Genomic DNA, 12,118 nt, shown 5'->3' on the forward strand with positions numbered 1-12,118 from the left:
CCGTCGAGGTCCTGTCCGCCCTCGCCCCGTCCCTGGCCGAGGCGATGAGGACGATCCGGGCGAAGGCGTTCGTCATCCTCGACGGCACCCTGCTGCCGATCGACCGCATCGCCGCCGACACCCCGTACTACTGGGGAAAACACAAACGCCACAGAGTGAACGTCCAGGTCCCCACCGATGATCCGTTCGGCCGTCTGCTGTGGGCCTCGCCCGCACTGCCCGGCTCGACCCACGACCTCACCGCCGCCAGGCGGCACGGGATCACCGAAGCCCTTGCCGACGCGGGACTCAAATGCTGGGCCGACAAGGCGTATCAAGGCGCCGGCGGGCCCGTCCGGGTTCCGTTCCGAGGCCGCCGTCTCAAGCGATGGAAGCGCCGCCACAACACCACCCACGCCAAGAACCGCTGCGTCGGTGAGCAGGCCATGGCCACCCTCAAGGACTGGCGTCTCCTTCGCAAGCTTCGCTGCAGCACGAACCGCATCACCGACGTCGTGAAAGCCGTCCTGGTCCTTCACCACGCATCAGCGTGAGGTTGGAAAACGCTCAGTGCTCGACTGTGTTGCAGAAGAAGATCGGTCCTGCGAGGTTCTGAGGAAAGCGGTATCGGCTGAGGGGGACGTTAGCCCTGGTCAACGCGGGTGGCAAGGGGCCGGCATATGAGGGGGCGCGGCGCTGCAGAGCCTGATGGAGATGACGCAGGCGGCGCGTGCCTGGCCTGGACCTTGGTGCATCTCCAGGCCATGGGCGCAGACCAGGGTGCCGGTCAAGGATGTCTTTCCAGTCGTAGGACTACAGCAAGTCGACGGTCTGCTGCTTGGTGTCCGGCACCGACCTCGCCGAAGGCCGGGGAGTAGCCACCCGCATGGTCTGCTGGGCCATCGACCGCCTGCACGAGCACGGCCACCCGGTCGGCGACGCCCGCGGGCACGCCGGTGACTCTCGCCGAACCTGCCCCTTCATGGGGGAAAGAGGTCATCTTTCGATGCGGTAGCGGCTTTGGGTGATGACAGCCTGTCGGAGTTTGGTGGTGAATTCGGGTGTGCGGGCGATGCGATCGACGCCGCCTGCCTTGCTCTGGCGCAGAGCGGCTTTGAAGTTGTGCTCCAGAGTTCCCGTCATGCGGGTCATGAGTGTCTCGTTCAGGTGGTCCAGGTCGATGTTCAGCAGGTCGCGCGGCGAGGGTTGGCGTAGCCGTGTCAGGGCGTGGGCCGACATTGACGCCAAGGGGTAGAGCCAGTTCTCCAGGGTCTCTCCCAGTAGCGGGCGGTCCTCGGAGTATCGGATGAGGAAGGCACGCAGCCGCGTGTGAACGTCTAGGCAGAGCCGATAGATGTCCAAGTCATGGCGGGTGGAGAAGATCTGGGCGTAGTGCTGGTCGTCCAGTAGCAACGCGTCCGAGTGCCGCAGTGCCACGTGCGGTTCTCGGAGGGTGAAGGCAGTGAATTCCCTCGCCAGGCGGGCCATGCTGACGACGCGCTCAAGAGGGAAACCGAGGTTGCGGTAGGAGCTCGCGCGCCGTTCATAGTAGTAGTTGCCGGCTTGGTGGAGGCTTTCCTCGATGTCTTTTTGGATCGATTCGGTTGCGCGAAGAGCTCCGGCGGGAAGTTGGGTTTGGCTGTTGGTGGCGCGGATGATGCGGTCTCGTGTGGTCCCGGACTCCGGGGCTACGACAATCTTCACCAGGAGCGATCGGTCGCGGTGCTGGCCGCCCCCTTGGACGTAACTGTAGATCTCATGGCTGGTCTGTAGGCCGTTGACGATCTGGGGTTCTTTGATCACGATCTTCTTGCCGGCGATCTGGGCGGCGTCGGCTACCACAGTGACACCGTTGTTGAACCACCAAAAGTCTTCGCCAGTAACGGACTTGAGGGTCTCGCCGATGGCGTTGTTAACCACGGTCGAACCGGCGTAGTCGCGAACGTTGGACTCGAACAGCTCGAGTCGAAGGGCTTCGTTGTCCGAGGTGATGAACCGGTAGTACTCGTCCAGGCGTGCCAGGCACACGTAGCCTTCGCCGAGCGAGGTGCTCATGGGCGTTTCGGTGAAGACGAGCTGGGCGACGGCCTTTGCGCCGCGTGCGGTGCGCTCTCGTAGATCCGCTGCGTTGAGGTACTCGAGTTCGGCGACCGTGTCTGAGGTGATCTTGGTGAGTTCCCTCCGGAGCCGGTCGCCTTTGGACTTGACGTTCGGGTGTGGAGTTTCTGCCGCCTTGCTCGCGTAGATCACCTTGATGCGGACCTGCGGAAAGGAGGAGGCCAGTTCTTCCAACACGTGGAGGAACCGGCGAGTGCGGTCCAACAGCTTGGCGTTCGTGTGATCGATCAGATCCTCTTCCTCTCGCCCCATGTCGAGCAGCGTGGGGAGATGGAAGTGGAGCTTCTCGATCACTGTCTCTTGGTAACCCGAGGTGTTCTTGGCCTGCAGAATCACCAGCTCGATCTTGGTGGCGCGGGGCGGGAGGAATTGATGAGCGTCGGCGGTGATGTACCGCTCGTCGACGAACGTCCAGATGCCGTCGATGCCGCAGTCGTGGGCTCCGTCCACGATCCCGTCTGTGATCTCGTCGTTGTCGAGGTCCCAGTCCTGCAGCGCTTTGTCGGCTGCGAAGAACGTGAAGAAGTCGTCCCTGGTCTTGTCGGGCGCGAGCTTTCGGTGCTGGTCCTCGAGGATCCGATCGAGCAGTCGCTGGTCGTTGTTCTGCGCTGGCGCCATGCAACACCTCACTCGTGCAGAGGAACGTGGACAGACGATATTGGCAGGTGACGACTGCAAGTGAAAACCCCGCACGCGAGGGCGAGTTGGGGCGCGTCTTGGGTGTGGAGAGCGGAGGGCAAGATTTCCTGGGGTGCCGGATGAGATGGATCCCGAAGTGATCTTGGGGCTTTCTGTGGCAGCACGCAGCCATGCGAGCAACTTGCGGCCCTCGTCAACCAGCGGGCGGGGGCAGTGAAGGTCCAGACGGCCGCCGGAGTGATGGCGTTGACGCTGACGAGAGGACACCTGTCGCTCCGGTGTTCGTCACGGCCATGGGGGGCTGAAAGTCGATCGGCCGCAGTTCGATGTCATCTGCTTGACCGGTCAGGTTCGCACGATCGTGCGAACCTGGTGTCTGACCCGCAAGTCAGGGGCAGGCAGGGGTTGGTGTCGCCCGTTGGGGCTGCATAGCGTTTCGGGATCAGGCTCGCGTCGCGGTGTGGGCGTCTTTTCGACCCGGAGTGGCTTTGGTGGGAGAGCAGGAGAAACTTCTTGACTACCTCAAGCGTGCGACAGCTGACCTGCGTGCGGCCCGCAAACGCGTAGCGGAGCTGGAGAGCACCAAGAGCGGCTTCCGCATCACCCTGATCGGCTACTGGCTCATCGGGCTACCCGCGGCCTGGCTCCTCGCCTACGCAGCCAACCTCGACACCCTCGGCATCTGGCTCGACCTGCTCACCGGCCTCGCCGCCACCGCCATCCTCCTGCTGCGCCGCTACGACACCGCACTGCACACGCAGTTCGCCACCACGCAGCCTGTGCAGGCGGCTTGACACTATCTTGCAGTTGACCAGCAACTGACGTTCCCGCCATCGCCGCACCAGCTGGTACCGCCACCCAGCACGCGGCGGTGGCGCGGTCGACGCGACAGCACTTCACACTTGGTCGCAAGCCGGTTCCGTCTGTGCTGATTCCTTCCGCCTCACGGCCGCGAGGCCGCGGCGGCGACCCGGCTCGCAGCGGTCTTCTGCAGCAGGCCGTAGGCGAGGACGGGCAGAAGCAGGTGTGGCTTGTCGGGCAACGTGGTGGTGAGCAGGACCGCGCTCGCGCTGCTGTTGTTCATGCCGCAGGCGAGCGTCAGCGACGAGGCGGCGGGGGCGTCCAGGCGCAGGAGACGGGCCGCGGCCCGCCGGCCTGTGTGGAGGCGGCGCGGTTCTGGGCGCAGCCCGGCACACTGAGCCCGTCGGCCCGTCGGCCCGTCGGCCCGTCGGCCCGTCGGCCCGTCGGGGCGCTGTGCGGTCTGTCAGCCCAGGTCCGTAAGGAGGGCTTTCAGTTCGGTTTCCTGCTGCGCTGGCGACATCGGCGGGTTCGGGTGGTCGATGCCGAAGGTCTTGAGCATTTTGTCCATCTGGGCGTCGATGGAGGTCCAACCGGTTTGGTCCAGCGGCTGCAGCGAGCCCTGGTCGGCATCCCACAGGTCACGCAGTGATTGGGCGGCTGCGTGGGCCCCGGCCGCGTCCCCCGAGCGTGCGTCCTTGAGCGAGGTGGATGCGAGGGTCCGCAGCGCGCCGACCTTCGCGGGCGGGAAGTGCTTCACCGCCTGGCCGGGAGCCAGCTGGACGGCGGAGGTGGTGTCGGTCTCCGGCGCCGGGCCGACGTGTGGCTGACCGTGGGCCCAGACCAGCAGGGTCGCGGTGGCGACGGCCAGCAGTCCGAAGCCGGCGAGCGCGATGCGCTCCTTGCGCGGGTTGCTGGTGACCTGTGTGGCGTGGGTGGCCTCGTAGCTCTCGGTCACATCCGCGCGCGTCACCGTCAGGTAGACCACCGTCGCCAGAATCAGGCCGAGGAAGATCAGGCTGGTGGTGAACGTGCCCATCGCGAGACCTGTCGGGTCGCCCGGATTCTGGGCGACCTTGGGGGAGGCGAGCCAGTCGCCGATGTTCGCGCCCAGCGGGCGGGTCAGGATGTAGGCGAGCCAGAAGGACAGCACCGGGTTCGCGCCGAACCTCCACAGCGCCGTGATCGCCGCGATGAGGCCGAGCGGCAGCAGCACGGAGACGCCCGGGCTCCAGCCGGTCAGCTCCAGAGTCCAGTCGCCGGTCGCGGTCCCGAGCGCGAAGGTGACCAGGACAGTCAGCCAGTAGAACGACTCCCGCGAGAGCGTGGTGACCGAGTGGATCGACAGTGTGCGCTCACGCAGCCACCACACGCCGAAGACCACCGCGAGCAGCACCGAGAAGACCGCGGAACTGATCCACAGCGGCACGTTCAGCTGGTCGGTCAGGATGTCGGTGTACAAGGTGCCCGTGACGCTGACAACGACCACGGTCAGCCAGTAGGGGAATGCGGCGTACCGCTTCAGTCGCAGCTGGACGGCCAGGACCACTACTAGGACCGCGGTGAAGATCCAAGCCGTGTTCACCAGGCCGACGCCCAGCTGGGTGTTGATCCAGTCGGCGAAGCTCTCGCCGACTGTCGTGCACAGGACCTTGATCACCCAGAACCAGACGGTGACCTCGGGGACCTTGTTGAGCATGAGCCGCCCGCTGCGCGGGCGTGCTTCGGTTGTCGTTGTCATGCAGGGAGGTTTACGCGGGGAACCTGCACGCAACCTGACTACGTGGCCGCACGTGCGGCCGGGAGCGTTACCTCGACGTGACCGCGGCCGTCCGCGATCGCGCGGACCTCCACACCGGCCGAGGCGGCGATGCGCCTGACCACCGGCAGCCCCAGCCCGTACCCGCTGCCGCCGGTCACACCCGCTTCAAAGACCCGGTCGACCTCCGCGGAATCGAACCCGGGGCCGTCGTCCAGGACATCGACCACGATGGCCTCATCCTGGATGCGCGCGGTGATCCACACGCGCGACCGCGCGTGCCGCAGGCCGTTCTCCAGCAGGGGCGACAGCAGCGACACGGCGACGTCGGCGGCCACGGCGGCCTCGATCTTCGTGGGAAAGGCGACCTCGACCGCGCGGCCGGCGATCGCCTGCCGCGCGGCAGACCCCAGGTCGCACCGGGTCCCCACGTCTCTCCGTGCGCGCGCGGCGCGCAGAATCGTCGTGACCGCCGCATCGAGGCGGTCGACCTCGCTCAGCACCGCCTCCGGCGCCACCGGCTCGCCGGACAGCTGCGCCAGCTGCGCCTCGCCCCGCAGGACCGTGAGCGGTGTCCGCAGCTCGTGGGCGATCTCATCGGTGAGCCGGCGCTCGTCCGCCAGTGCGTTGTCGACGCGCTCCAGGAGGCGGTCCAGGGTCCGCCCCAGTTCCCCGAATTCGTCGTGGGGAACTCCGAGGTTGAAGCGGCGCCCGGGTTCGTGATGGCCCCAATCGTCGGCGAGCGCGGCCATCTCGTGCACGACCCGCAGCGCGCGGCGCACCACGAGATGCGCGACACCGCCGGCGAGGAGGATCGCGAGGCCGCCCAGTATCAGCGACAAGGTCAGGCTACGCTGCTCGGATGTCTCGTAGGGCGTGAGGTCCACCCGGACGATCACCATGGCGCGGTGGCCGTCGATCGGGACCTTCTGCGCGTACAGGAGGTAGTTGTCGACGGCGGCGGTCTGCGTCCTCTGCGAGGCTGCCAGCGCCTCGACGCGCTCGACCACGCTGGCCGGTACGTTCCCGTCGATCAGGTGGCCGTCGGCATACACCCAGGCGACCTCGTCCAGCGCCTCGCTGCTGTTCTCCGTCAGTACGACACGGCCGCCCACGGTGGTGACGTTCGCTGCGACCGCCTCGGCACGGGTACGCGCCAGATCGTGCGCGTCGGCGTCCGTCACCCCGCTCAGCAGCACGTGCGAGACCACGACCAGGATCGCCACCACAGCGGTGGCGATCAGCACGGTGAGCGCTACGACCCTCCTGCGAAATCCCGTCACTGCCATCGGTAGCCCACGCCGCGGACGGTCGCCAGACGCTCGGCCACCCCCAGCGGACCGAGCTTGGTCCGCAGCCGGCGCACGAAGGAGTCGAGGGTGTTGTCGCTGACCTGTGCTCCGTGTGGCCAGCCGGCAGCGATGAGGGCGTGACGGCGTACCGCATCGCCCTGCGAGGCGATCAGGCGGCCCAGTAGCCGGAACTCGGTCGGGGTCAGACTCTTGCTCACCGAGTCGTAGGTCACCACGTGTTTCGCCGGATCGAGGACGACCTCGCACGGTGCGGGCGCCACGGTGGCCCGGCGCAGCAGCGCTCGGACGCGAACCAGCAGTTCCGGGATGTCGAAGGGTTTGGTCATGTAGTCGTCGGCGCCGGCCTCGAAGCCGCCCACCTTGTGATGCAGGCCGTCCAAGGCGGTGAGCATCAACACCGGCACATCGACGCCGCGAGCCCGCAGGGCCAGGCAGACGTCGCGGCCGTCGGCGTCCGGGAGCCCGAGATCCAGGACCACAAGATGGGGCGCCGGCGCGAGCTGCCGCAGCAGGCTGTCGGCCGTGGCAGCGACGGAGACGGTGTGGCCGTCGTGCTCCAAGGCGCGCTTGAGGACCCCGCGAACCGCCGCGTCGTCTTCGCACACCATGATGAAAGCCACGCACTGACCCTAGAGACTCCCGTGCCAGTTCTCCATCTGCCCTGCTCAGCCGCCTGACAGTCGGGCACAGGCCACTGGCGCCGCACGCCCCTGCCCTGCCGTGCAGCCGCGACACCCGGCTGCGAGGGCTCACTACCCCGCTCGGCCAGGTCACCCATTCCCCAAGTTCTACGTCATGTAGTAGCTTCGGTTCTCGGTGCTACCGCGATCCAGTCGTGGCCCGGATCCGAGTCCAGGCGTGGCCTCGGCTTGCGCCTGCTGCCGCCCGACCGGGGCGTGCCCGCCTCGCGCCCTGCATTCCGTCAGGAGGCTGATCGACCGTGCCCGAGCGTGACGAACTGTTGCCTGGCCCGCCTCCCTCCGCAGGACCGCGGGCGACGGGCCGGCACCGCATCGTCGTCATTTCCGCGAGCGTCGGGGCGGGCCATGACGGGGCAGCGGACGGGCTGACCTCCCGACTGGCCGCACAGGGATTCCTGGTGGACCGGTATGACTTCCTGGACCTCCTGCCCGCACGCACGGGCAAGCTGCTGCGCGACGCCTACCACCGACTGCTGACCCGGGCACCGGCGAGCTACCAACGCCTTTACCAGGCCACGGAGCACGCCTCGCGCCCCGGCGGGCGCTGTTCCGTAGGGCCGAACATCGCACCCGTGCCGCACTCCCGCCGGACACGGCCTCGGTCATCTCGACCCGGTGCCGCCGGAGCAGATGGCTCGGGTCCGCTGCGGCCTGGCCTACGGCACGCCCGCCGCAGTCCTGCTGGAACAAGCCAGGGGCGGCGATCTGTTGGTGGTGGGGAGCCACGGCCACGGAGGGTTCGCCGGCGCTCTGCTGGGGTCGGTCGGCCGGCACTGCGCCCAGCACGCGCCCTGCCCGGTCGTCGTCGTGCGAAGGTGAACCGCGCAACGTGAGCGGCCCGACGGCTGAACGAGCGTGGGATCGGCAGGCCGTCAGGGCGTGTTGTTCCCGGGCTGCGGTACGGCGATGACGGGGCACTGTGCATAGTGGAGCATGCCTTGGCTGACCGAACCGAGCAGCATGCCGGTGAAGCCGCCGCGCCCGCGGGTCCCCACCACCAGGCACCGGGCGTGCGCCGACGCCTTGGCCAGCTCTTCCACGGGGTGGCCGAGCAGGACCTCCTGATGGACCACGACTTCGGGGTAGGTCGTGGTGCGGCCGGCCACGGTCTCGGACAGGAGACTTCGGCACGCGTCGTGTGCAGTGTGCTCGTCGACCCTGCCGAACCGTTCGGGGCTGTGCACGTACAGGGCTCGCAGGACGGCGCCGTGCACCGGCCATCCCGTGGAGGAGCTCGCCAAGGCGTCCGCCCATGCGCTGGGCTTGGTGATGGGAACGCGGGGGCTCGGCGGCTTCACCGGCATGCTGCTGGGTTCGGTGAGCCAGGGTGTGCTCCACTACGCGCGTTGCCCCGTCATCGCCGTGCCGCTTCCCGGACAACCGGCGCATGAACATGGGTACGCGTCCGTCGCACGCTGATCGACGAGCGGACAGGCACGGTCGAGACATCTGACTCTGATCCGTCGGACGTCGACTTCAACGCTTTCCACCCGGGGCGTGCTCCGGCGCCCGGGCTCCAGGCATTCGGCACAGTGCCCTGGGACGTCGACGAGGCGCAGCCCTTAAGGCGTTACGTTCCGTACCCCTCGCGTGAGGGACCCGGTCACCTCCATTCGCCCCCGTCTCACCTCCGCAGCGCGCCCCGGCGAGAAAACAGCTTCGGCTTGACAGGGTGGAACCCTCTCCCAGATCCCGCCAGGGCGAGCAGATGCAGTACTTCCATGCGATGGTTTCCCACATCCGGGGCGAAGACCCGTGCTTGGAAAGGTACTCACCGGCGCACGCCTCTCGTCGGGCCTGCCGCCAGGGCGGGCCCGGCCTCGCGGGTGATGTTCGCAGAGTGGTCATCATCGCCACGCGCCGCATACCAACAACGAGTTCGAGCGGTTCGTCGTCGCCTGCCCGGCGACGCCGGCTCCGTGCGCCGCCGCGGTGGCCGACGCGTTTCACACGCCCTGGGCCGCGGCCAACGGTGCCCCTGGCGACTGCTCGCAGAAGGTCAGGTGACTTTCCAGGCAGCCTCGATCATCTGGAAGATCTCGTCCACGGCGGCCGGCGGGTCGGCGGTCTCGCGGGCCAGCGAAAAGGCATCGACCACGAACCTCGCGATCGTCCGGCAGGCCGTTGCGCTCTGGGACAGGTCGGGATCGGCGATGAGGGCAGTGGCCAGCGAGTCTGCATGGCGCAGCCGCATCGACTCCTCGTACTCCCGCAGGGCACGTGACTCGTCGATCATGCGGTAGATCGGGGCGGTGCCGTCCGCCGTGCAGTGCCGGACCATGGCCTTGATCTCGCGGCACAGCGCGGGGATGTGCGGCTCATGCGGTGCCCGGTTGGTGACCGCCTGCGTGAGGCGTTGTTCGAAGTCGTCGTCCTGCTCGAAGACCAGGGCCTCTTTCGAGGCGAAGTGGGAGAAGAGCGTGGTGACGGCGACGTCGGCCTCGGCGGCCACGTCGCGGATGCCCACCGCGTCGTACCCGCGTTCCAGGAAGAGCCGCAGGGCGGTGTCGGCGATCTTCTGGCGAGTCGCGGCCTTCTTGCGTTCACGGCGTCCGGTCGGCACGGTCATGTCGCTGAGACTACCAAATCCAAAGGAAGAACCGTTTCGAAATCATAACCGTTAGTGTTACGGTCGGCTGCATGAAGAGAGTGAGCTTCGCCGAGTTCGGCGGTCCCGACGTTCTCCACCTCGAAGACGCCGCGGAGCCCCACGCGGGCCCCGGCCAGATACGCGTCGCCGTGCGGGCGGCGGGCGTCAACCCCGTGGACTGGAGGATTCGCGAAGGCCAGTTCCAGAAGGGCCGCCCGATCGAGTTGCCTGCCGGAGTCGGGCAGGACGCCTCCGGGATCGTGGACGAGGTCGGCAAGGGCGTCGAAGGGGTCGAGACCGGCGACCATGTGTTCGGGCGAGGCTTGAGCACCTATGCCGAGTTCGCCGTGCTGTCGGCCTGGGCCCGGATGCCCGAGAGCCTGACCTTCGAAGAGGCGGCCGGGTACCCCTCCGTGGTGGAGACCGCGCTGCGCCTCATCCGCCAGGTCGGTGTGCGGTCCGGGCAGACACTGCTGGTCAGCGGCGCGTCCGGGGGAGTCGGATCGGCGGTGCTGCAGATCGCCCGCGACCGCGGCATCACGGTGATCGGCACCGCCGGGGCCGCGAACCAGGACTACCTGCACAGCCTGGGCGCCCTCGCCACGACATACGGCGAGGGCTGGGTCGAGCGGGTGCGGGAACTCGGCCGGGTCGACGCGGCTCTCGATCTGGCCGGCTCGGGCGTGATCCGCGAACTCCTCGAACTGACCGGGGACACGGACAAGGTGATCTCCATCGCAGATCTCGGCGCGCCGGAGCTCGGTGTCCGGTACTCCGGCGTGACCGGGAACGTGCCGCAAGCCCTCGCAGAGGCCGTCGGCCTCATCTCGCGGGGAAAGCTCCACATCCCGGTCGAGAAGTCATACCCGCTCACCGAGGCCGCGGCGGCCCACATCGACAGCCAGGCCGGTCACACGCGCGGGCGCCGGGTCGTAGTCGTCTGAGCTGTTCCCTGCCCGGTCGCACGGCCCGGGCAGGCTGCCTTCCTTCCAGCGATCCTGCCGGGGCCCGTTCGGCAGGTGTGCGACACGCAAGGAGCCCCATGCACACTCCTGTCACGATCATCGGCGCCGGACTCGGCGGCCTCGTCCTGGCCCGCGTCCTGCACCTCCACGGCATCCCGGTCACGGTCTACGAGGCGGAGTCCTCCCCGACGGCGCGTTCGCAGGGCGGGATGCTCGACATCCACGACCGCAACGGCCAACTCGCCCTCAGGACAGCCGGCCTGATGGACGAGTTCCGCGGCCTCATCTTGGAGGGCCGCCAAGCGATACGGCTTCTCGACCGAGACGGGACCGTCCTGTTCGACAAGGCCGACGACGGCACGGGCGAAAGCCCCGAGGTACAGCGCGGCGAGCTGCGACAGATCCTGCTGGACGCACTCCCCGACGGCACCGTCCGATGGGGCCACAAGGCCACCGGCGTCCGCGCCCTCGCCGAGAGCCGCCACGAGGTGACCTTCGCAGGCGGTGCCACCGTCGTCACGAGCCTGCTGGTCGGCGCGGACGGCGCGTGGTCAAAAGTCCGACCGCTGCTCTCCGACGCCACACCCGAATACGTCGGCCGGTCCTTCGTCGAGACCTACCTGCACGACGCCGACACCCGACACCCGGCCACGGCGAAAGCGGTCGGCGGCGGGACGCTCGTCGCGCTCGACCGGGACGGGAACGGGAATTGGTTCGTGGCTCACCGGGAGAGGGGCGGGACCCTCCACGCCTACATCACACTGACCAGGCCGCAGGACTGGTTCGCCACCGTCGATTTCACCGATGCCGCCGCAGCCGCCGCGCGGATCGCGGAGGAGTACGACGGCTGGGCACCGGAACTCACCGCCCTGATCACCGCCGGCCGGACCGCGCCGGTCCTGCGCCCCCTCCACGCCCTGCCTGTCGGGCACCGCTGGGACCGGATGCCGGGAGTGACGCTGCTCGGCGACGCCGCCCACCTCTCAACCCCCAATGGTGAAGGCGCCAGTCTGGCCATGCAGGACGGTGCCGAACTCGGAAAGGCCCTCGCCGCACACCCCGGCGACATCGAGACCGCCCTCACCGAGTACGAGCGAGCACTGTTCCCCCGCAGTGCCGCGGCCGACGCCGCAGTCGCCCACAACCCAACGCCCCAGGAGGTGATCAATTTCTTCACCGAACGAGAACAAGCGGGAATCTGACAGTGCCGCAGAAGTGAGCGGCTGCAAGTTCCCCTGCTGAACTACTCGCCATAT

General features: G+C 68.0%; 11 protein-coding genes and 2 pseudogenes. 6 read left to right on the plus strand and 7 right to left on the minus strand.

Features of this window, described 5'->3' with window-relative positions:
- A partial coding sequence (locus tag CG747_RS46400) for a transposase family protein (protein WP_146022305.1) occupies nucleotides 1–533 on the plus strand: 533 nt, incomplete at its 5' end.
- Nucleotides 534–975: 442 nt separating this feature from the next.
- Here the strand turns inward: CG747_RS46400 and CG747_RS46405 are convergent.
- On the minus strand, nucleotides 976–2,715 hold the full coding sequence (locus CG747_RS46405) for an AIPR family protein (protein WP_100607893.1): 1,740 nt from the start codon (nucleotides 2,713–2,715) through the stop codon (nucleotides 976–978).
- Nucleotides 2,716–3,227: 512 nt separating this feature from the next.
- On the opposite strand from CG747_RS46405, the gene CG747_RS46410 reads away from it, so the two are divergent.
- Nucleotides 3,228–3,530, plus strand: a complete 303-nt coding sequence (locus CG747_RS46410; RefSeq protein WP_146022306.1) for a polyketide synthase docking domain-containing protein — start codon at nucleotides 3,228–3,230, stop codon at nucleotides 3,528–3,530.
- A 149-nt stretch (nucleotides 3,531–3,679) separates the two neighbouring features.
- Here CG747_RS46410 and CG747_RS46415 read toward each other — a convergent pair.
- The 4 genes and pseudogenes from CG747_RS46415 to CG747_RS46430 form a co-directional block, all read right to left on the minus strand.
- Nucleotides 3,680–3,886 (minus strand): annotated as a pseudogene (locus CG747_RS46415) (sodium-dependent transporter); the annotation flags it as partial.
- A 114-nt stretch (nucleotides 3,887–4,000) separates the two neighbouring features.
- Nucleotides 4,001–5,275 carry a hypothetical protein gene (locus tag CG747_RS46420; RefSeq protein ID WP_100607895.1) on the minus strand — a complete coding sequence of 425 codons (1,275 nt, stop codon included), beginning with the start codon at nucleotides 5,273–5,275 and terminating at the stop codon, nucleotides 4,001–4,003.
- 38 nt (nucleotides 5,276–5,313) lie between these two features.
- On the minus strand, nucleotides 5,314–6,582 hold the full coding sequence (locus tag CG747_RS46425) for a sensor histidine kinase KdpD (RefSeq protein ID WP_100607896.1): 1,269 nt from the start codon (nucleotides 6,580–6,582) through the stop codon (nucleotides 5,314–5,316).
- Nucleotides 6,573–7,226, minus strand: a complete 654-nt coding sequence (locus CG747_RS46430) for a response regulator transcription factor (protein WP_100607897.1) — start codon at nucleotides 7,224–7,226, stop codon at nucleotides 6,573–6,575. The genes CG747_RS46425 and CG747_RS46430 overlap by 10 nt, the downstream gene beginning before the upstream one ends.
- Nucleotides 7,227–7,937: 711 nt before the next feature.
- On the opposite strand from CG747_RS46430, the gene CG747_RS46440 reads away from it, so the two are divergent.
- Nucleotides 7,938–8,126 carry a universal stress protein gene (locus CG747_RS46440; RefSeq protein ID WP_100607898.1) on the plus strand — a complete coding sequence of 63 codons (189 nt, stop codon included), beginning with the start codon at nucleotides 7,938–7,940 and terminating at the stop codon, nucleotides 8,124–8,126.
- A 53-nt stretch (nucleotides 8,127–8,179) separates the two neighbouring features.
- Here the strand turns inward: CG747_RS46440 and CG747_RS46445 are convergent, their stop codons facing one another.
- Nucleotides 8,180–8,521, minus strand: a complete 342-nt coding sequence (locus tag CG747_RS46445; RefSeq protein WP_308303867.1) for a universal stress protein — start codon at nucleotides 8,519–8,521, stop codon at nucleotides 8,180–8,182.
- Between the two features lies 1 nt (nucleotide 8,522).
- Between CG747_RS46445 and CG747_RS46450 the strand changes: the two are divergent.
- Nucleotides 8,523–8,726: pseudogene (locus CG747_RS46450) on the plus strand (universal stress protein); the annotation flags it as partial.
- A gap of 580 nt (nucleotides 8,727–9,306) precedes the next feature.
- Here CG747_RS46450 and CG747_RS46455 read toward each other — a convergent pair.
- A complete protein-coding gene (locus CG747_RS46455) occupies nucleotides 9,307–9,876 on the minus strand; it encodes a TetR/AcrR family transcriptional regulator (RefSeq protein WP_100607900.1) in 570 nt (189 codons plus the stop codon).
- Nucleotides 9,877–9,947: 71 nt separating this feature from the next.
- Here CG747_RS46455 and CG747_RS46460 point away from each other — a divergent pair, with 71 nt between their 5' ends.
- Both CG747_RS46460 and CG747_RS46465 read left to right on the plus strand, forming a co-directional pair.
- Nucleotides 9,948–10,841: an NADP-dependent oxidoreductase gene (locus CG747_RS46460; RefSeq protein ID WP_100607901.1), complete on the plus strand. Its 894-nt coding sequence runs from the start codon at nucleotides 9,948–9,950 to the stop codon at nucleotides 10,839–10,841.
- A 98-nt stretch (nucleotides 10,842–10,939) separates the two neighbouring features.
- Nucleotides 10,940–12,064 (plus strand): NAD(P)/FAD-dependent oxidoreductase, encoded by a 1,125-nt coding sequence (locus tag CG747_RS46465; protein WP_100607902.1) that lies wholly within the window; start codon nucleotides 10,940–10,942, stop codon nucleotides 12,062–12,064.
- The last annotated feature ends 54 nt before the right edge of the window (nucleotides 12,065–12,118 follow it).

This window comes from Streptomyces sp. CB02959 (assembly GCF_002803155.1).
GTDB lineage: Bacteria > Actinomycetota > Actinomycetes > Streptomycetales > Streptomycetaceae > Streptomyces.

Bases quoted from the DNA above. Each gene is read 5' to 3' on its own strand.
- CG747_RS46405 (WP_100607893.1), bottom strand. From the start codon at position 2,715: ATGGCGCCAGCGCAGAACAACGACCAGCGACTGCTCGATCGGATCCTC.
- CG747_RS46465 (WP_100607902.1), top strand. From the start codon at position 10,940: ATGCACACTCCTGTCACGATCATCGGCGCCGGACTCGGCGGCCTCGTC.
- CG747_RS46440 (WP_100607898.1), top strand. From the start codon at position 7,938: ATGGCTCGGGTCCGCTGCGGCCTGGCCTACGGCACGCCCGCCGCAGTC.
- CG747_RS46425 (WP_100607896.1), bottom strand. From the start codon at position 6,582: ATGGCAGTGACGGGATTTCGCAGGAGGGTCGTAGCGCTCACCGTGCTG.
- CG747_RS46420 (WP_100607895.1), bottom strand. From the start codon at position 5,275: ATGACAACGACAACCGAAGCACGCCCGCGCAGCGGGCGGCTCATGCTC.
- CG747_RS46455 (WP_100607900.1), bottom strand. From the start codon at position 9,876: ATGACCGTGCCGACCGGACGCCGTGAACGCAAGAAGGCCGCGACTCGC.
- CG747_RS46460 (WP_100607901.1), top strand. From the start codon at position 9,948: ATGAAGAGAGTGAGCTTCGCCGAGTTCGGCGGTCCCGACGTTCTCCAC.